This window comes from Streptomyces sp. NBC_00328 (assembly GCF_036139655.1).
GTDB lineage: Bacteria > Actinomycetota > Actinomycetes > Streptomycetales > Streptomycetaceae > Streptomyces.
The window spans coordinates 5,216,237-5,232,911 of sequence record NZ_CP108013.1 but is presented as its reverse complement, the minus strand read 5'-3'; the positions used below and the strand labels follow the sequence as shown (position 1 = coordinate 5,232,911).

Below are 16,675 nucleotides of genomic sequence, written 5' to 3'. Positions count from 1 at the left end.
CGTCCGATGAGCTCGATGGACATGCCCGCGGACGCACCACGGGAGACGGCGCGGGCCGCCCGGGCCGCGGTTCCGGCGGCCCCGAGACTCACCTGGCTGACGCTGGCGCTCATGACGACCGCCTCGGTCGCGAGTCTGCGGGCCGCCCCCACGATGGCGGTGTACGGCCTGGCCTGCGTGTTCCTCTACCTGGTCCCGGCGATCGTGTTCCTGCTGCCGACCGCCCTGGTCTCGGCGGAACTGGCCTCGGGCTGGAACGGCGGTGTCTACCGCTGGGTGAGCGAGGGACTGTCCAAGCCGCTCGGATTCCTCGCCGTGTGGTGCCAGTTCGCGATGACGATCTTCTACTACCCGAGCCTGCTGGCCTTCGTGGCGAGCACCATCGCGTACATCATCGACCCGGCCCTGGCCTCCAGCGGCCTCTACACGGCGATCGTCATCGTGGTCCTGTACTGGACCGGCGTCTGGGTCTCCTCGCGCGGCACCAAGGCCCTGGCCGGACTGTCCAGTTGGGGCCTGGTCATCGGCACCCTGGTACCCGGCACGATCCTCGTCGTGCTCGGCATGGTCTTCCTGGCCCAGGGCAACCCCTCGGCGGCCCCCATGACGGCCAGCCATCTGCTGCCGGCCTGGACGGGCCTCGCCAGCCTCGTACTGATCGTCAACAACTTCCTCTCGTACTCCGGCATGGAGATGAACGCCGTCCATGTGTCCTCGCTGAAGAACCCGGCGAAGGAATACCCGAAGTCGATGTTCCTGGCGATGGGCCTGGTGCTGCTGATCTTCATCCTGCCCGCGCTGGCCATCAGCTGGGTGGTGCCCGCCGACCAGACCAGCCTCACCGCCGGTGTCATGCAGGCGTTCGACGCGTTCTTCTCGTACTTCGACATCGGCTGGATGACCCCGATCGCGGCGGTCATGCTGATCTCCGCGTCGCTGGCCGGCATGCTGACCTGGCTCGCCGGCCCCTCCAAGGGTCTTCTGGAGATCTCCCGCAGCGAGGGCTATCTGCCGCCGTACCTGCAGCAGTTGAACCGGTTCGGCATCCAGCAGAACATCCTGGTGACCCAGGGCATCGTGACCACGGTGATCGCCCTGGGCTACGCGTTCATCCCGAACGTCTCCAACGTGTACTGGATCTTCTCGACGATCACCACGCAGGTGTACCTCATCGTCTATCTGCTGATGTTCGTCGCGGCGATCCGGCTGCGGAAGAACCAGGCCGACCACCCGCGCGGCTACCGCGTCCCGGCGCTCAAGCTGGTGTGCGTCGTCGGTTTCCTGTCCTCGGCCGCGGCCATGGTCATCGGTTTCGTGCCGCCCTCGCAGTTCGGCAGCAACAGCGTCCTGCTGTACGTCATCATCATCGGCTCCGGTCTCGGCGTCCTCGGCCTGCTGATCCCCTGGGCGTTCCTGAAGCTGCGCAAGCCCGGCTGGCAGCTGGACACCGCTCGCGAGGAGGAGGCGGGGGCATGAGTCCCACCCGGTTCGCATCCGAGCACAAATGGATCTACTACGGCGCGATCGTCGTGCTGCTCGGTCTCGTCGTGGCCGGGCTCGTGCGCTACTCGGCCATCACGACGAACAGCAAGGCCACGTCCAAGGCCAACGAGCTCGCCGACGCGGCCGTGGCAGCCGGCCTTCCCCGGCCCGACACCGAGGTGATCGCCGGCGTCCTGGGCACCGACGGCGGCCTGGTCTGCGACGATCCGGCCAGCGCCCTCAAGTCGGCGCTGTGGAAGATCAACGTGTCCAACGGAGCCGCGTTCGTCGGGCAGCGGCCCGTCATCGGAGACGGCAGGACCCTCCGGGCGGAGGCCACGATCATCGAGATCTACTGTCCCGAGAAGCTGGACAAGATCCAGGGCAAGCTCGACGACCTGAAGACCGACGACACGGTGAGGCGGTGACCGTGTCCGGACTCGCCGAGAGGATCGCCGGGTTGATGGGGCGGGCCAGGGCGGACCTGGCCGAGCTGGTCGCGATCCCGTCCGTCGCCGACCCGCGCCAGTACCCGCCCGAGGAATGCCACCGGGCCGCGCGGTGGGTGGCGGACGCCTTCACCGAGGCGGGGCTCCGCGACGTCCATCTCGCCGAGACGCCCGACGGGAGCCACGCGGTCATCGGCCACCGCCCGCCGCCCCCCGGCGCCCCCACCGTCCTGCTGTACTGCCACTACGACGTGCAGCCACCGCTGGACGACGACGCCTGGACCACACCGCCCTTCGCCCTCACCGAACGCGACGGCCGCTGGTACGGGCGCGGCACCGCGGACTGCAAGGGCAACATCGTGATGCACCTGACCGCCCTGCGCGCACTCGGCGACGACGTCCCGGTCGGCCTGAAGTTCGTCGCCGAGGGCTCGGAGGAGCAGGGCACGGGCGGTCTGGAGAGTTACGTGGCCCAGCATCCGGAGCAGTTCCTCGCCGACGCGCTGCTGGTGTGCGACACCGGCAACGCGGAGGTCGGCACGGGCACCGCCACCGTCACCCTGCGCGGCCTCGCCAACATCGTCGTCACCGTCGACACGCTCGCCGGAGAGATCCACTCGGGCATGTTCGGCGGACCCGCCCCGGACGCGCTCGCCGCTCTGATCCAGATGCTCTCCACCCTGCGCGACCCGGCCACCGGCGCCACTCGCGTCGACGGACTCGACTGCGAGGGCGAATGGGAGGGTGCCGGCTACGACGAGGAGCGGTTCCGCGCCGACGCCGGAGTGCTGGACGGCGTCCGTCTCACCGGGACCGGCACGGTCGCCGACCGGCTGTGGGCCCGCCCCGCCGTCACCGTCCTCGGCATCGACTGCCCTCCGGTGGTCGGCTCCGCCGCCGCCGTACCGCCCACCGCACGGGCCCGGGTGAGCCTGCGGATCCCGCCCGGCACGGACCCGGCGACGGCACGCGCGGCCCTCGCCCGGCACCTCACCGAGGCCGCGCCCTGGGGCGTCCGGGTCGGGATCGAGGACGAGAGCGCCGGCGCCCCCTTCAAAGCGGCCACCGACGGCCCCGCCTACGCGGCGCTCGGCCGCGCCATGAACGAGGTCTACGGCAGGCCCATGGCCTTCCTCGGCCAGGGCGGCTCCATCCCGCTGTGCAACGTCCTCGCCGAGACCTACCCCCGCGCCGAGATCATCCTCATGGGCGTGGAGGAACCCAAGTGCCTCATCCACGCCCCGAACGAAAGCGTCGACCCGGCCGAGATCGAGCACATGGCCCATGTCGAGGCGCTCTTCCTCCACGCCTACGCGGCCACCGGGGGCCGCGGCCGCTGACGGTGCGGACGTGCCGTCAGCCCTGCGCGGAAGCCTTCTTGATCGCCTCGCGGATGCGGGAGTAGGTGCCGCAGCGGCACACGTTCTCGATGCGGTCTATGTCCGCGTCCGTGGGGTCCGCCGTCTTCTTGAGCAGGGCCGCGGCGGCCATGATCTGGCCGGGCTGGCAGAAACCGCACTGGGAGACGTCGCAGTCGAGCCAGGCCTGCTGCACGGGGTGCAGGCGGTCGCCGTCGGCGAGGCCCTCGATGGTGGTGACCTCGCGGTCCGCGCAGTCCGCGACCGGGACGACACAGGGCTGGATCTCCGCGCCGTCGAGATGGCTGGTGCAGGCCCGGCAGACCCCGACACCGCAGCCGTACTTGGGTCCGGTCACGTCCAGCAGGTCGCGCAGCACCCACAGCAGCGGCATGTCCGCCGGTGCCTCGACGGTGACCCTTCTACCGTTGAGGACGAAGGAGTAGGACGGCATCAGCACTCTCTCCGGAGCGGCATCGGTACGCGCACCTCTAACGGGTCTCGGAAGCAGGTCGGGAAGAGGCCTCGGAACGAGGTCTCAGAAATCGATCGGGAAACGGCGGGGACGGGTCCCCGTCGCACGGGCGTAGGCGTTGGCCACCGCTCCGGCCGCCGCGGGGACACCGAGTTCGCCGGCCCCTCCTGGCTCCCCTCCGGAGGGCATGATGTGCGCCTCGAAACGCAGCGGGGCGTTCCGCTGACGGGCCCAGCGGAAGTCGGCGAAGCTGCCCTCGCGGACGGCGCCCGCGTCGAGGTGCAGGCCGGCCGTGAGCACGGTGGAGATGCCGTCGACCGCGGCGCCCATGAGCTGGGCCTCGAGTCCGCGCGGGTTGACGGCCGTTCCGACGTCGGCGGCCATCACGACCTTGGTGACCCGCGGGTTCTTCGGGTCGCGGACGTCGATCTCGACGAGACAGGCCACGCAGGAGCCGTACTCCTCGTGCACGGCCATGCCCTGAGCCTGTCCGGCCGGCATGCTCCGGCCCCAGTGCCCGGCCTCCGCCGCCTGGTCGAGCACGGCCCTGACCGCCTTGCCGCGCAGCGTCGTACGCCGGAAGGCGACCGGGTCCTGTCCGAGGCTCCGCGCGATGTCGTCGACGACGATCTCCTCCGCGGTCCGCATGGTCCCGGAGTCCACCGACCGCCAGGCGCCCAGCGGCATGGCGAGACCCACCGAGCCCGAATCGCCTGAGACAGAGCCGAAGTTGTAGAGCCCGCTGTCGCTGGGCAGCGGTCCGCCGGCCCGGACGCCCGTGGTGGTGACACCACCCTGCGCGGTGACGCCCGGCTTCTCGTACGACTCGCTCACCGACGCCGTCATGTGGGTGAACGCCACCACCCGGCCGCCCGCGTGGCTGGCCCGGATGCGGTGGTGGCTGGCCGGGCGCATCCGGCCGTGCCGCATGTCGTCGGCGCGGCTCCACATCAGCTTCACCGGACGGCGGGCCGCCTTGGAGACGAGGGCCGCCTCGACCGCCGCGTCGTAGGTGAGCCGGCGCCCGAACGAGCCGCCGCCGCGCAGGACATGGACCCGGACCTTCGAGGCGGGCAGCCCGGTCACCGAGGCGATCGTGTCGCGCGCGTCCATCGGCGTCTGGGAGGAGAACCAGATCTCGGCACTGTGCTCCCGTACGTCCGCGACCGCGGTCAGCACCTCCATCGGGGCGTGCCCGACGAAGGCGAACTCGAACTCGCCGCCCACCTGCCGGGTGCCGAGCAGCGGGGTGCCGAGCGGCGGGACGGCGGCCCGCAGCCGGGCTCGTACCTCCGCGTCGGACAGGGCCGCGAGCGGGCCCGGCGACCAGGTGATCCGCAGGGCGTCCCGGGCCTTGAAGGCGTGGTGGAAGGTGTCCGCCACGACGGCGACACCGCCCTCGATCCTGACGACGGCGTGGACGCCGGGCAGTGCGCGGGCCGCCCGGTCGTCGAGCGAGCGGACCTTCCCGCCGAGTGTCGGCGGCCGGGCCACCACGGTCGGCTTCGCCCCGGCCACCGCCAGGTCGCCGGTGTACTTCGCCCGGCCGGTGACGATGTCCCGCGCGTCGATGCGGGAGGTCGGCCGCCCGATCACCCGGTGCCGGGAGGCCGGCTTGGGGTCGGTGGACACGGCGGGCCGGTGGATCCGGGCGGCGGCCGCGGTCAGCGATCCGAAGGTGGCCGTGCGGCCGTCGGGCGCCACGACCATGGTGTCCCGCGTGCGCAGCGCCTTCGGGGGCACGTGCCAGCGCCGGGACGCGGCGGTCACCAGTTTGGCGCGCGCGGTGGCGGCCAGCGCGCGGGCGGGCCCGTACAGCGAACCGACGGAGTTCGAGCCGCCGGTGAACTGGTTGCCGCTGCTCCGGGCCTCGGCGAGCGGGATCTCGACGTCGGCGAGCCGGGCGTCCAGTTCCTCGGCGATCATCATGGCGACCGCGGTGGTGATGCCCTGGCCGACCTCGACCCGCGGCAGCCGGACGACGACCTTGTTGGCCGCGGTGACCTCCAGGACCAGCATCTCGTCGTCGGTGCCGGTCACCAGGACGCCGGAGGGTCCCGCGGTGGGCTCGGCGCCCTCCGCCGGGGAGGTGTCGCAGCCGAGCGGCGCGGCGACGGTCAAGGTGGACGCGGCCAGGGTGTGGACGATGAACCTGCGGCGGGACAGCTGACGGGCCAACAGAGGCTCCTCTCCGAGCCGTCCGGGGGGTACGACCAGTAGGAGGGACGGACCGGCCGTAAGGTTCCGGCTGAACGTACCCGCCGTCGCTCGCGTCCCCGTACCGACCGAACGGCGGTCTGGGGAGGACCGGATGAAAAAGCGGAGCAGGATCAGGGAAACCGCCGCGGTCGTAGCGGCGAGTGCCGTGGCGCTGGTGGCGGTTCAGGGGTCGAGCGCCGCCGCGGGAGGCGGGGAATCCCCCACCGTGTGCGTCGGCACCCGGCCGGTGGGCAGCCTGCCCGGCCCGGAGCCTTCGCTGTTCCGGGTGCTGGCCTACATCGAGAAGAGGGGCGAAACGCGCTACCGGAGCGTCTTCACCGGTCTCTCGGTCGACGAGGACCGGAGGACCGCGGACGTCTACCGCATTCCCTCCCGAGCGTTCGACGCGGACATCTGCGCGCACGCGGAGAAGGGGGTTCGGGTGCGGGTGCACGACACCGACGTCACCGCACGCCGCCTCGACGCCCTGGTCGAGCGGATCGGCGGCGACGACATGAGCCGCTGGGACGACAGGTTCGACCTCCGCTCGGTGGGCCCGGACCCCAGTGGCTTCGTGCACATCGGCGTCGACGATCCGGCGACGGCCGACCTCATCATCAAGAAGGCCCTCGGGAAGTTCTGGGCGAAGCACATCAGGGTGGAGTACGAGGGGTCGGCGTCCCTTGTCTGACATCCGGGGGTTCCCGCGCCGTGGGGCCGGGCAGCGGCCGGTCCGTGGCCGCCCGACCGGAGCCGCGGCGCGAACAGCGGTCCGGGGCGACGGCCCGAACGGCGTTTCTGGAGCGGGGGTTTCCTGCCGGGCGGGCGCGCCTTTCGCCCTGTTCGGGACGGCTGCCGCCGCGCCCGGCGCCCGGCTTGCAGGTGCGAGGACCACCTGCATATCGTCGCGCGTATGCAGTCCTACACCATCGGCCAGGCCGCCCGGCTCCTCGGCGTGAGCCCCGACACCGCCCGTCGCTGGGCGGACGCCGGGCGGGTGGCCACCCACCGGGACGAGGGCGGACGGCGCCTCATCGAGGGCCGTGACCTCGCCGCGTTCTCGGTGGAACTGGCCGGAGCCGGTGGCGAGGAGGGCGTCACGTCCTACACGTCCGTCCGCAACGCCTTCCCCGGCATCGTCACCGCCGTCAAGCTCGGCGATGTCGCGGCCCAGGTGGAGATCCAGGCGGGACCCCACCGGCTGGTGTCCCTGCTGACCCGGGAGGCCGTCGAGGAACTGGGCCTGGAGGTCGGCGTGGAGGCCACGGCCAGGGTCAAGTCGACCAACGTGCACATCGACCGCGCCTGACCGACCGCCGGCCGCCGGGGTACCAGGGTCAGCCGGGGACACCGGCCGGCCAGGACGGATAACGGCCGTCCACCCGGATGCCGTTGATGCCGCTGATGTGCCGGGCCCCGCACCGGTCCTGCGGCAGGACCAGCTGCGGTCCCGCCCGGTCCAGCGGGGTGCCGTCGATGCCGACCGCGAGCAGCACCGGAGCGTCCGCGAAGTCGGGGTCGATCTCGGCCCAGGTGAGCAGTGCGTGGTGGCCGTCCGCGCCCGCCACCGCGATGAGGAAGCGCAGCCGGTCCTTACGACGGGACGGATCGAAGCGGGGGCCGGCGTCCCGCAGCACGTCGTGCAGCAGCGGACCCTCGAATCCGTGGTGCCGCACCCCGCTGGTGGCGCACTCGAAGGCGACCCGCACCCGGTGCCGGGGCCAGGCCGACAAGTCGGGGACGGTCAGCAGAGCGGGCCGGGCGAGGTCACCGGTCAGAGCGAGTTCCGCGAGCCGGGGAGCCGGCGGCGTCGGCTGTGTCAGGGACTGACTCACTGGACAGCACCTCCCGGTGGACGCTACCCCGCGGGCGGCCCGAGGCAAACGCACATGCGTACATCCGAAGCCGTTGGGCACGGCTCATGCGATGCGACAGGAGACTTACGGCTCGCATATGCGGAAGTATGATCAGGCCATGGCAGAACGTGAGCTCAGGACCTGGGATCACGACGGAGGCTCCAGCGAGCCTCAGAGTCTTCGAGGGAGTAGATCCGTGACGACCCGATCCGCGCGCCCGACCCGCCGCACCACCCGGACCCTGCGGGTGGCCGGCGTCGGCGCCGCCGCGCTGCTGGCCCTGAGCGCCTGCTCCTCCTCCGACACCTCCGACTCGCCGGGCAAGGCGAACGCGTCGTCCTCCTCCCCGAAGCTCTCCGGCACGGTGACCGTGTTCGCCGCGGCCTCCCTGAAGGAGAGCTTCACGGCCCTCGGCGAGCAGTTCGAGAAGGCCCACCCGGGCACCGAGGTCACCTTCAGCTTCGGCGGCAGCGACAGCCTCGCCGCGAGCATCACGGGCGGCGCCCCGGCGGACGTCTTCGCCGCGGCCAGCCCGAAGACGATGGCCATCGTGACCGACAAGGGCGACACGGCGACCGCCCCCGCCACCTTCGTGCGCAACCAGCTGGAGATCGCCACCCTCCCCGGCAACCCGGACAAGATCTCCTCCCTGAAGGACCTCACCAAGTCCGCCCTCAAGGTCGTCCTGTGCGACAAGACCGTGCCGTGCGGCGCCGCCGCGCAGAAGGCGCTGGAGGCGAGCGACCTGAAGCTCACCCCCGTGTCCTACGAGCAGGACGTCAAGAGCGCGCTGACCAAGGTGGAACTGAAGGAGGCCGACGCGGCGGTCGTGTACAAGACCGACGTGAAGGCCGCGGGTGACAAGGTGGAGGGCGTGGAGTTCCCCGAGTCCTCCGAAGCCATCAACGACTACCCGATCGCCCTGCTCAAGGACGCGGACAACGCGGCGGCGGGCAAGGCGTTCATCGACCTGGTGCGGTCCGCGGAGGGCCAGAAGGTGCTGACGGCGGCCGGCTTCCTCCAGCCCACGTCCTGACCCCGGCCGTCCCCGGCCGACCCCGGCCGACCCCGGCCGACCGTGTCCCGGCGCCCGCCGCACGGCACCTCTCCCGTGCGGCGCGCCCCTTGAAACGGACGCGCCGCACCCCGTCTCCTGAAGCCGTGAGTGATCCCGTGACCCCGTCCGACCCGTCCGGCGCCCCGGCCGGCACCCTCGCCGGTGGGCCGCGGCGCGGGCGCGGCCGGACACCGGGCCGGATGCGGGGCGGGGCGCCGCTTCCCCTGCTGCTGCCCGCCCTCGTCGGGCTCGCGTTCCTGCTCCTCCCGCTGGTCGCGCTGCTCGTACGGGCGCCCTGGCGCAGCATGCCGGAACAGCTGTCCAAGCCCGAGGTGTGGCAGGCCCTCCAGCTGTCCCTGTTCTCGGCCACCGCGGCCACCGCGGTGAGCCTGGTGCTCGGGGTGCCGCTCGCCTGGCTGCTGGCGCGCACGGAGTTCCCCGGCCGCGGACTCGTCCGGGCCCTGGTCACCCTGCCCCTCGTCCTGCCCCCGGTGGTCGGCGGTGTCGCGCTGCTGCTGGCCCTCGGCCGCAACGGCGTCGTCGGGAAACTGCTCGACTCCTGGTTCGGGATCACGCTGCCGTTCACGACGGCCGGGGTGGTCGTGGCCGAGGCCTTCGTGGCGATGCCCTTCCTGGTGATCAGCGTGGAAGGCACCCTGCGGGCGGCCGACCCGCGGTACGAGGAGGCCGCCATGACCCTCGGCGCCTCCCGCTTCACCGCGTTCCGCCGGGTCACCCTGCCCCTCATCGCGCCGGGCATCGCCGCCGGTTCGGTGCTGGCCTGGGCCCGCGCCCTCGGCGAGTTCGGCGCGACGATCACCTTCGCGGGCAATTTCCCGGGCCGTACCCAGACCATGCCGCTGGCCGTCTATCTGGCCCTGCAGAGCGACCCCGACGCCGCGATCGCCCTGAGTCTGGTCCTGCTCCTGGTGTCGATCGCGGTTCTCGCCGGACTGCGCGACCGCTGGATGACGGCTGCCTCATGACGGACACCGACGCGGGTACGGACGCCGGCACGCACACAGGCACGGACACAGGCACGGACCCGGACACAGGCAGGCGTACGACGGACGCCGTGCGTACGAGGGTGAGGTGATCGCGTCATGACCGGGGCGAACCCGAAAGCGGCGGCCGCGCCGTCCGGCAAGGGCCTCGACGCCCGGCTCGTCGTCCGGCGCGGCTCGTTCCACCTCGACATCGAACTGTCCGCCGCCCCCGGTGACGTCGTCGCGCTGCTCGGTCCGAACGGCGCGGGCAAGACGACCGCACTGCGCGCGCTGGCCGGGCTCACCCCGCTGTCCGAGGGCGGCCGGCTGTGGCTGGACGGCGCCCGTCTGGACCGTACGCCGCCGGAGTCCCGCCCGGTCGGCGTGGTCTTCCAGGACTACCTGCTCTTCCCGCATCTGTCCGCGCTCGACAACGTCGCCTTCGGACCGCGCTGCCAGGGCGTGCCCAAGGCGGAGGCCCGGATCCAGGCAGCCTCATGGCTGGAGCGCATGGGCCTCGCCGACTTCGCCGGGACCAAGCCGCGCCGGCTCTCCGGCGGACAGGCACAGCGCGTCGCCGTCGCCCGCGCCCTCGCCACCCGCCCCCGGCTGCTGCTGCTCGACGAACCGCTCGCCGCGCTCGACGCCCGTACGCGACTCGATGTGCGGGCTCAACTCCGGCACCATCTGGCCGACTTCGAGGCCGTCGCCGTCCTCGTGACGCACGATCCGCTGGACGCGATGGTGCTGGCCGACCGGCTCGTGGTCGTCGAGGACGGCCGGGTGGTCCAGGAGGGCGGGCCGTCGGACATCGCCCGCAGGCCGCGCACCGACTACATCGCCCGGCTGGTCGGGCTCAACCTCTACCGGGGCGAGGCCGAGGGACACACCGTACGGCTGGAGCCGGGCCCGGCGATCACCACGACCGAGCGGCTCGACGGGCCCGTGTTCGTGGCGTTCCCGCCGAGCGCCGTGACCCTCCACCGTGACCGCCCCACCGGCTCCAGCGCCCGCAACCTGTGGCAGTGCCGCGTCGCGGGTCTGGAGACGCACGGCGACCAGATCCGTGTGGCCCTCACCGGCGAACTCCCGCTCGCCGCCGACCTGACGACGGTCGCCGCGGCGGAACTCGGCCTGCATCCCGGCTCCGCCGTCTGGGCCACGGTGAAAGCGGCCCAGACGCACGCCTATCCGGCCTAGGGCCTGTCGTCCGGATCACGCGGCGGGACGCGGGACAGGCCCCGGGTCGCCTACTTGCCCGCCGGGACCGCCGTCGCGCGGACCATCACGCAGTCGAACTCCACCACCCGGCCGGTCGCCTCCTCCCGTGACACCGGGTACATGCCGGTGATCTCGAAGCCGCGCTCCTCGTACACGGCGATGGCCTCGCCCATGCGGGGACTGCCCTCGTACAGCCGCAGTGTCGCGACCTCCGACTGCATTCCGACGAAGTCCTCCGCACGTTCCCCGGCGCCCGCGAACACCTCCAGGTCGTAGCCCTGGGTGTCCATCTTCAGATAGGGGCGGGGGTCGTCGATCCCGGCGAGGGCCGTGTCCATCATCCCGTCGAGACGGCGGACTTCGATTTCCTCGGTACGGGACTTGGCGAAGCGCTTGTAGCGGTCCTTGCCGTAATCGCTGGGCGGAAGAAAGGAGTTCATGGTGTTCCAGCCCACATGAATGGACTGGGTGGTGTCCTCACGGCCGAGACCGATCCGGTGCACCTGCCAGTCGGGGTCCCCCTCGGCCGCCTGCCGGAGCTTTCCGAAGGCCTCCGCCGTCGGCTCGAACGAGACGATGCGGCCGGTGTAGCCGAGGCGGCGCAACTGGCGTCCGTACTGGCCGGAGTTGGCGCCCACGTCGAAGACGCAGTTCACCTCGTACCTGTCCAGCAGCGCCGTGACGTGCTGCCCGCAGAGATAGGACGCGGCCGAGAGCTGGAACTTGCGTTCGTCGGCCGCCGTCTCCTTCTCGTCGAGCAGGAGCCGGGCACCGGTGCCACCGAGCGGCACCTGCTTCCAGGCCGCCGTCCGCCCCCGCAGCACCAGATCGGCGCCCTTGCCCAGGGCGACTCGTCTGCGCACTCCGCGCCGGTAGACCACCGCGGCTCCCGATCCGAGATCCAGCACCTGCACCCCTACGCGGGGAAGCAGACCGAGCAGCTTTCTGTGAAGGGTCGCCATGGCCCACACCCTGTCAGACATCCACGCGTGTCCACCGGGAGTTGGTTGAACCCCTTTCGCCCACGTGATACAGGCAGGGGGTGACCTCTCCTGAAACCGAAATCCCGGACCTGGCCGCCGCCCTGGGCATGAGCCCCCACCCGGAGGGCGGCTGGTTCGTCGAGACCTGGACTGCTCCGCAGGCCTTCCTGCCCGACGGCTACCCCGGACCGCGCGCCGCCGCCTCCGCCATCTACTTCCTTCTCACGCCCGGTGACACCTCCGCCTGGCACACCGTCCGTTCGGACGAACTCTGGCTGTGGCACCGGGGCGGCCCCCTCGACGTGCTGCTCGGCGGCGACGGGACCAGCCCCCAGTCCACCCCGCAGGTCGTCCGGCTCGGCCCGCGTGTCGAGGCGGGGGAGCGCCCTCAGGTCCTCGTCCCCGGCGGCGTCTGGCAGTCCGCCCGGCCGGCCGGCGACGAGGAGGTTCTGGTCAGCTGCGTGGTGGCGCCCGGCTTCGACTACGACGACTTCCGCCTGCTGGACTCCGGTCGCTGAAGCGGCCGTTGAGCGCCCTCGGACCTCCCGTGGCGGCTTTGTGACGCGGCTCGTTGGTTGCGGACCGTTCGGGTGGGGCATCACCCGAGGGCAGGACCGGCCGCGCACCGTTTCGCGCGGGGTCCCGGTCGACGGGGACGGAGCCGTCGGCCGGGTGCTGGTTGTCCTGGAGGGGGAAGAGAGGTGTCAGTCATGCGTGCGCACCAGCGCACCGTCCGGCCGACCGCCCGCGTGGAGTACACACTGCCGCGTACGGCCGTCTCGGCGGGCAGGGCCCGCAAGCTGACGACGGCGTTTCTGACCCGGCCTCGGCCACGGCTGGCGTCGCCGACCGCGGACCAGGTGGACGACGCCACGCTGATCGCCTCGGAGCTCGTCGCCAACGCCGTGCGGCACGGCCGCAGCGGCTGCCGGCTGCGGCTGCAGCTGGGGCACGGGCGGGTGACCGTCGAGGTGCACGACGACAGTCCTGGACGGCCGCGGATCGGCGCGCTGGACACGGAATCGGAAAACGGCCGGGGCCTGGCCATGGTCCAGCAGCTCGCCCACAGCCTGGAGATCGTCAGTACGGGCCTCGGCGGCAAGACCGTACGCGCGGTCCTGGCGGTGCAGTAGCGGCGCGTGCCCGGTGATTCCCTCACGGCGATCAAGCCGTCGGTCCAGGTTTGACGCCGCCGAAAATGGGAACGGCCACCGAAAATTCATCGCAATTTCCATGACCGCAAAAAAACGAACGGCCGGTGCCCGCACCCTGAGGTGCGGACGCCGGCCGTCCGGTGTCCCTGACTAGGCGGGGACGATGTTCTCCGCCTGCGGGCCCTTCTGGCCCTGCGTGACGTCGAAGGTAACCTTCTGGCCTTCCTGGAGCTCACGGAAGCCAGAGGTGGCGATGTTCGAGTAGTGAGCGAAGACGTCGGCGCCGCCGCCATCCTGCTCGATGAAGCCGAAGCCCTTTTCCGCGTTGAACCACTTCACGGTGCCAGTAGCCATGTTCAAATCTCCTTCGGGGCAAAGCTCGAAGGTCCACACTGTGTGGACCTGCGTCGCCGCAATGATTGCCCCAACCGGAATGCACCGGTAAAAACTTTGGGAACCACAACTGCAACTGAAATCGACAGTAGCACGTCGACCGCCTCGAAGCGGGCGCACTATCTCACCCCGGCGTGGGGAATATCAAAACCTCGCGGGCTCGTGCACCAAATTCTGTACCGGCCGGAGCAGATATCCGGGCCCCGTCGGGAAAACGCCGCCAGAGGGCCTCTGCCGTCCCGTTCACGCGCCCTGCGGTGTGGAGCCGCGCAGCTCCTCGTTGATCCGCAGGGCCTCGTCGAGGCTGTCCTCCAGCGTGACGATTCTGCAGGCGGCCTCGACGGGCGTGCCCTGGTCGACGAGGTCACGGGCGCGGGCGGCGATCCTGAGCTGGTTGGGGGAGTACCGCCGGTGGCCGCCCTCGGAACGGAGCGGTGTGATCAGCCCGGCCTCCCCGACGGCCCGCAGGAACGCGGGGGTGGCGCCGATCAGCTCGGCCGCACGTCCCATCGTGTAGGCGGGGTAGTCGTCGTCTTCGAACCGGTTGGTGGGGCTCATGGTGCTTCCCTGGCGCGCGTGCATCACCTTCCACTCTGGCAGATCCCCGCCGGTGCCGGCCCAGGCACCCGGCACCTGCCCGGCGGCATCCGCGCGCCGCACTCACCCGGACGGCCCGGTGCGCTGGTGGGGGACCGTGGCCGGTGGTGGCGTGGAGGGACACAGCCCGTCCTCGGGACCGTCCTCGGGAGGCCCTCGCATGATCCGTCCGTCCTGTCTCCTCGCCTCCGCCCTGACCGCGGGGATGCTGCTCTCGACGGCCGCCTGCTCGAACGGCGGAGGTGACGGCGGCGGCTCCGGCCGTACGGACTCCCCCGCGTCGCCCGCCTCCACGGTCCCGGCCTCTCCCGTCGCCGAGGAGCCCGGCGCCGCGTCGGCCTCGCCCTCCCCTTCCGTGCGTACGCTCACGAAGGCCGAGGCGCAGGCGGCGCTGATCACCAACTCCGACCTGGGGTCGCAGTGGGACGAGTCGAAGGGCGTGGCGGCCTGGCACGACGCGCTGCTCAAGAGCAAGGTCGACGCGTCGGCCTTCGTCACCGACAAGGGCAACGCCAAGGAGTGCCAGAAGCTGCTGGACGGCCTGTACACGGAGGACCTGCTGGGCAAGCCGCAGGGGGCCGGTGCCGTCACGGGTTTCGACGACAGCGACAACGACGCCCAGATGCGCTACGAGGTCGCCTCGTACGGGAAGAACGCCCTGGACACGCAGCTGAAGTGGCTGAAGACGCTGCCGGACATCTGTGACGAGTTCACGGCGGTCAACGGCAAGGGCGACCGCCAGACGGTCCAGGTCGTCTCGACCCGTCTGCCCGATGTGGGGGACGCCCGCCAGGGCTTCCAGCTGACGATGAGCGGCGAGCTGGAGGGCGACCCCGAGACACTGACGCTCGACTTCGCGGCGGTGCGGGTCGGCGACAGCGCCCTGTCCCTCACCAACGGCGGCCTCTCGGGAACCGAACACCAGTCCACCGAGCAGGCGGTCAAAGCGGGTACGAACCGCCTGAAGGACGTACTGGCCGGAAAGTCGCCCGCCCCGACCCAGGGCTGAGACACGACAGGCTCCCGGGCACACCACGGCCCGGGCAACCTGTTACGGGGTTGCCGCGGGCCGGAGGTGTTCAGAGGATGCGCGTCAGAGCCGGTCCATCCGGGTGTAGGGGCTCAGGACGCGGACCTGGCGGGCGCCGAAGTCGACGAGCATCGCGATGCCCTCTTCGACGCCGACGATCGTGCCCAGGCCGTACTGGTCGTGGGAGACGCGGTCTCCGAGGCTGAACTCCTTGGCCACGGGGACGACGGGTGCAGCGAAGGGGCTGGTGGGCAGGTGGCGCCGGGGCGCGGAGGATTTACTCATCGTGATTCCAGTATGGGCCCTATTCCGGCGGGCGGTAGGGCTTGATGGTCTCGATCCCGCTCCGACTCGGCGTCCCCGCGGACTACGGGCCACGGCGGGCGGGCGTCCCCCCGCACGTTCCCTGCCCGGCCTGCCGGGCGTTCCGTGAGGTCATCCGCCGGGGCGCCGGCTCCACGATCTTTCCGGTGCGCGGAGCCGTCCGCCGGGCGAGCCTGTCGCGGACCGGACAACCTGTGACGGCGCGGCCCGGTCCGGCCCCGGCGCCGCGGGCCGTCGGCACAGCGGCGGCGAAGAGGGCGCACGCCCGGCGCGCGCCCGACCGGTCCGCCCCACGGACGACGCGATTCCGGCCTGTCGGCGGAAGGCCGGCCGTCCTCCCGGATGTCGGACCGGTGGCCGGAGCCGGCCGGTACCGGGGGGAGCGGCGGGGCGCGGGAGCCGGCCGGGAAGGACCGGCTCCCGCGCCCGATTGCTCAGCTCAGGTCCAGCCGGGAGTAGACCCCGCCCTCGGTGTCGCGGACGACGATGTGCTTGACGCCGAAGTCCTTGTCGGAGGCGGGCAGGTCGGTGCTGACGTACCAGACGCCCCAGCCGGGGTTGCCCGCGAGCTCCACGAGCTTGGCGTGCAGGGTCCCGGCGGTGGTCCGGACCGTGACGGTCGAGGCGGTGCCCTTGCCGCCGTAGTACAGGCCGGAGAGCGTGACGTGCCCTTGGGCGGTGCCCTCTACCTGCGCCGAGACGCCGGGCGTGCCGAGGTCGATGTTCCCGTCGACCACGCTCCTGAACTGGGGATCGGTGTTGTCGAGCGTCGTCCAGTGCTTGCCCTCCGCCGTCAGCCAGAACTCGGCGCCACCGGGCTCCGTGACGTGCTCGCCCGGGGCGACGATCCGGGCCGTGGGAGCGGTCTTCGCGACCGGGAGGGCGGGAGCGTGCGCCGGGTGGCCGGTGACGTGCGCCGACAGGACGGCGGCGGGCGCCCCCTTCCCCTGCGGGGCGCTGTGGGCCGCCGTGGGCACCGCGATCAGCGCGACGGCGACCGCGGCGACCGCCGCGTACTTCTTCATACCTGCCATGAACGGACAACTCCTCGTGATGTGAACGGTGTTCGGATGGTGCAGGGGCGCCGCTCCCCCGTGGAGACTCCTGGCGC

19 protein-coding genes are annotated in these 16,675 nt (G+C 71.7%); 11 read left to right on the top strand and 8 right to left on the bottom strand.

Features of this window, described 5'->3' with window-relative positions:
* Nucleotides 1-6: 6 nt before the first annotated feature.
* From OG485_RS22920 to OG485_RS22910, 3 genes are read left to right on the top strand one after another with little or no spacing between them, the layout of a single operon-like run.
* Nucleotides 7-1,476, top strand: coding sequence for an APC family permease (locus tag OG485_RS22920; RefSeq protein ID WP_328670455.1), 1,470 nt, complete (start codon nucleotides 7-9; stop codon nucleotides 1,474-1,476).
* On the top strand, nucleotides 1,473-1,910 hold the full coding sequence (locus OG485_RS22915; RefSeq protein ID WP_328670454.1) for a hypothetical protein: 438 nt from the start codon (nucleotides 1,473-1,475) through the stop codon (nucleotides 1,908-1,910). The genes OG485_RS22920 and OG485_RS22915 overlap by 4 nt, the downstream gene beginning before the upstream one ends.
* A 35-nt stretch (nucleotides 1,911-1,945) precedes the next feature.
* Nucleotides 1,946-3,271, top strand: coding sequence for a dipeptidase (locus OG485_RS22910; protein ID WP_443048935.1), 1,326 nt, complete (start codon nucleotides 1,946-1,948; stop codon nucleotides 3,269-3,271).
* 16 nt (nucleotides 3,272-3,287) lie between these two features.
* On the opposite strand, the gene OG485_RS22905 is transcribed toward OG485_RS22910, so the two are convergent.
* Both OG485_RS22905 and OG485_RS22900 read right to left on the bottom strand, forming a co-directional pair.
* Nucleotides 3,288-3,743: a (2Fe-2S)-binding protein gene (locus tag OG485_RS22905; protein ID WP_328670452.1), complete on the bottom strand. Its 456-nt coding sequence runs from the start codon at nucleotides 3,741-3,743 to the stop codon at nucleotides 3,288-3,290.
* A gap of 84 nt (nucleotides 3,744-3,827) precedes the next feature.
* Nucleotides 3,828-5,912, bottom strand: coding sequence for a xanthine dehydrogenase family protein molybdopterin-binding subunit (locus tag OG485_RS22900; RefSeq protein WP_328674598.1), 2,085 nt, complete (start codon nucleotides 5,910-5,912; stop codon nucleotides 3,828-3,830).
* A gap of 163 nt (nucleotides 5,913-6,075) precedes the next feature.
* Here OG485_RS22900 and OG485_RS22895 point away from each other — a divergent pair, with 163 nt between their 5' ends.
* Both OG485_RS22895 and OG485_RS22890 read left to right on the top strand, forming a co-directional pair.
* On the top strand, nucleotides 6,076-6,654 hold the full coding sequence (locus tag OG485_RS22895; RefSeq protein ID WP_328670451.1) for a hypothetical protein: 579 nt from the start codon (nucleotides 6,076-6,078) through the stop codon (nucleotides 6,652-6,654).
* 222 nt (nucleotides 6,655-6,876) lie between these two features.
* Nucleotides 6,877-7,272, top strand: a complete 396-nt coding sequence (locus OG485_RS22890; RefSeq protein WP_326786635.1) for a TOBE domain-containing protein — start codon at nucleotides 6,877-6,879, stop codon at nucleotides 7,270-7,272.
* Between the two features lie 28 nt (nucleotides 7,273-7,300).
* On the opposite strand, the gene OG485_RS22885 is transcribed toward OG485_RS22890, so the two are convergent.
* Nucleotides 7,301-7,798 carry a molybdopterin-dependent oxidoreductase gene (locus OG485_RS22885; protein ID WP_328670450.1) on the bottom strand — a complete coding sequence of 166 codons (498 nt, stop codon included), beginning with the start codon at nucleotides 7,796-7,798 and terminating at the stop codon, nucleotides 7,301-7,303.
* A 217-nt stretch (nucleotides 7,799-8,015) separates the two neighbouring features.
* On the opposite strand from OG485_RS22885, the gene modA reads away from it, so the two are divergent.
* The 3 genes from modA (at nucleotide 8,016) to OG485_RS22870 (ending at nucleotide 11,062) form a co-directional block, all read left to right on the top strand.
* Entirely contained in the window at nucleotides 8,016-8,855 is an 840-nt protein-coding gene (gene modA / locus OG485_RS22880; protein ID WP_328670449.1) for a molybdate ABC transporter substrate-binding protein, read from the top strand.
* 137 nt (nucleotides 8,856-8,992) lie between these two features.
* Nucleotides 8,993-9,862 carry a molybdate ABC transporter permease subunit gene (gene modB / locus OG485_RS22875; protein WP_443048934.1) on the top strand — a complete coding sequence of 290 codons (870 nt, stop codon included), beginning with the start codon at nucleotides 8,993-8,995 and terminating at the stop codon, nucleotides 9,860-9,862.
* 117 nt (nucleotides 9,863-9,979) lie between these two features.
* Nucleotides 9,980-11,062 (top strand): ABC transporter ATP-binding protein, encoded by a 1,083-nt coding sequence (locus OG485_RS22870; protein ID WP_328670447.1) that lies wholly within the window; start codon nucleotides 9,980-9,982, stop codon nucleotides 11,060-11,062.
* Nucleotides 11,063-11,112: 50 nt separating this feature from the next.
* On the opposite strand, the gene OG485_RS22865 is transcribed toward OG485_RS22870, so the two are convergent.
* Nucleotides 11,113-12,045: an FkbM family methyltransferase gene (locus OG485_RS22865; protein ID WP_328670446.1), complete on the bottom strand. Its 933-nt coding sequence runs from the start codon at nucleotides 12,043-12,045 to the stop codon at nucleotides 11,113-11,115.
* Nucleotides 12,046-12,125: 80 nt separating this feature from the next.
* On the opposite strand from OG485_RS22865, the gene OG485_RS22860 reads away from it, so the two are divergent.
* Nucleotides 12,126-12,584: a cupin domain-containing protein gene (locus tag OG485_RS22860; RefSeq protein ID WP_328670445.1), complete on the top strand. Its 459-nt coding sequence runs from the start codon at nucleotides 12,126-12,128 to the stop codon at nucleotides 12,582-12,584.
* Between the two features lie 192 nt (nucleotides 12,585-12,776).
* Complete coding sequence (locus OG485_RS22855; protein WP_328670444.1) at nucleotides 12,777-13,199, top strand: ATP-binding protein; 423 nt, start codon at nucleotides 12,777-12,779, stop codon at nucleotides 13,197-13,199.
* A 171-nt stretch (nucleotides 13,200-13,370) separates the two neighbouring features.
* On the opposite strand, the gene OG485_RS22850 is transcribed toward OG485_RS22855, so the two are convergent.
* The gene (locus tag OG485_RS22850) at nucleotides 13,371-13,574 is read right to left on the bottom strand and encodes a cold-shock protein (RefSeq protein WP_020871138.1); all 204 of its coding nucleotides are present in this window, start codon (nucleotides 13,572-13,574) and stop codon (nucleotides 13,371-13,373) included.
* Nucleotides 13,575-13,856: 282 nt separating this feature from the next.
* Nucleotides 13,857-14,171: a helix-turn-helix domain-containing protein gene (locus OG485_RS22845; protein WP_328670443.1), complete on the bottom strand. Its 315-nt coding sequence runs from the start codon at nucleotides 14,169-14,171 to the stop codon at nucleotides 13,857-13,859.
* Between the two features lie 199 nt (nucleotides 14,172-14,370).
* Here OG485_RS22845 and OG485_RS22840 point away from each other — a divergent pair, with 199 nt between their 5' ends.
* Nucleotides 14,371-15,219 (top strand): hypothetical protein, encoded by an 849-nt coding sequence (locus OG485_RS22840; protein ID WP_328670442.1) that lies wholly within the window; start codon nucleotides 14,371-14,373, stop codon nucleotides 15,217-15,219.
* An 84-nt stretch (nucleotides 15,220-15,303) separates the two neighbouring features.
* On the opposite strand, the gene OG485_RS22835 is transcribed toward OG485_RS22840, so the two are convergent.
* A complete protein-coding gene (locus OG485_RS22835) occupies nucleotides 15,304-15,525 on the bottom strand; it encodes a hypothetical protein (protein ID WP_037614735.1) in 222 nt (73 codons plus the stop codon).
* Nucleotides 15,526-15,998: 473 nt separating this feature from the next.
* A complete protein-coding gene (locus OG485_RS22830; protein ID WP_328670441.1) occupies nucleotides 15,999-16,598 on the bottom strand; it encodes a hypothetical protein in 600 nt (199 codons plus the stop codon).
* Between the last annotated feature and the right edge of the window lie 77 nt (nucleotides 16,599-16,675).

What these genes read in the sequence shown, in the direction of transcription:
- OG485_RS22910 (WP_443048935.1), top strand. Translation starts at nt 1,946, where the DNA reads ATGGGGCGGGCCAGGGCGGACCTGGCCGAGCTGGTCGCGATCCCGTCC.
- OG485_RS22895 (WP_328670451.1), top strand. Translation starts at nt 6,076, where the DNA reads ATGAAAAAGCGGAGCAGGATCAGGGAAACCGCCGCGGTCGTAGCGGCG.
- OG485_RS22850 (WP_020871138.1), bottom strand. Translation starts at nt 13,574, where the DNA reads ATGGCTACTGGCACCGTGAAGTGGTTCAACGCGGAAAAGGGCTTCGGC.
- OG485_RS22835 (WP_037614735.1), bottom strand. Translation starts at nt 15,525, where the DNA reads ATGAGTAAATCCTCCGCGCCCCGGCGCCACCTGCCCACCAGCCCCTTC.
- OG485_RS22920 (WP_328670455.1), top strand. Translation starts at nt 7, where the DNA reads ATGAGCTCGATGGACATGCCCGCGGACGCACCACGGGAGACGGCGCGG.
- OG485_RS22870 (WP_328670447.1), top strand. Translation starts at nt 9,980, where the DNA reads ATGACCGGGGCGAACCCGAAAGCGGCGGCCGCGCCGTCCGGCAAGGGC.
- OG485_RS22855 (WP_328670444.1), top strand. Translation starts at nt 12,777, where the DNA reads ATGCGTGCGCACCAGCGCACCGTCCGGCCGACCGCCCGCGTGGAGTAC.
- OG485_RS22890 (WP_326786635.1), top strand. Translation starts at nt 6,877, where the DNA reads ATGCAGTCCTACACCATCGGCCAGGCCGCCCGGCTCCTCGGCGTGAGC.
- OG485_RS22845 (WP_328670443.1), bottom strand. Translation starts at nt 14,171, where the DNA reads ATGAGCCCCACCAACCGGTTCGAAGACGACGACTACCCCGCCTACACG.
- OG485_RS22865 (WP_328670446.1), bottom strand. Translation starts at nt 12,045, where the DNA reads ATGGCGACCCTTCACAGAAAGCTGCTCGGTCTGCTTCCCCGCGTAGGG.
- OG485_RS22840 (WP_328670442.1), top strand. Translation starts at nt 14,371, where the DNA reads ATGATCCGTCCGTCCTGTCTCCTCGCCTCCGCCCTGACCGCGGGGATG.
- OG485_RS22905 (WP_328670452.1), bottom strand. Translation starts at nt 3,743, where the DNA reads ATGCCGTCCTACTCCTTCGTCCTCAACGGTAGAAGGGTCACCGTCGAG.
- OG485_RS22830 (WP_328670441.1), bottom strand. Translation starts at nt 16,598, where the DNA reads ATGGCAGGTATGAAGAAGTACGCGGCGGTCGCCGCGGTCGCCGTCGCG.
- OG485_RS22915 (WP_328670454.1), top strand. Translation starts at nt 1,473, where the DNA reads ATGAGTCCCACCCGGTTCGCATCCGAGCACAAATGGATCTACTACGGC.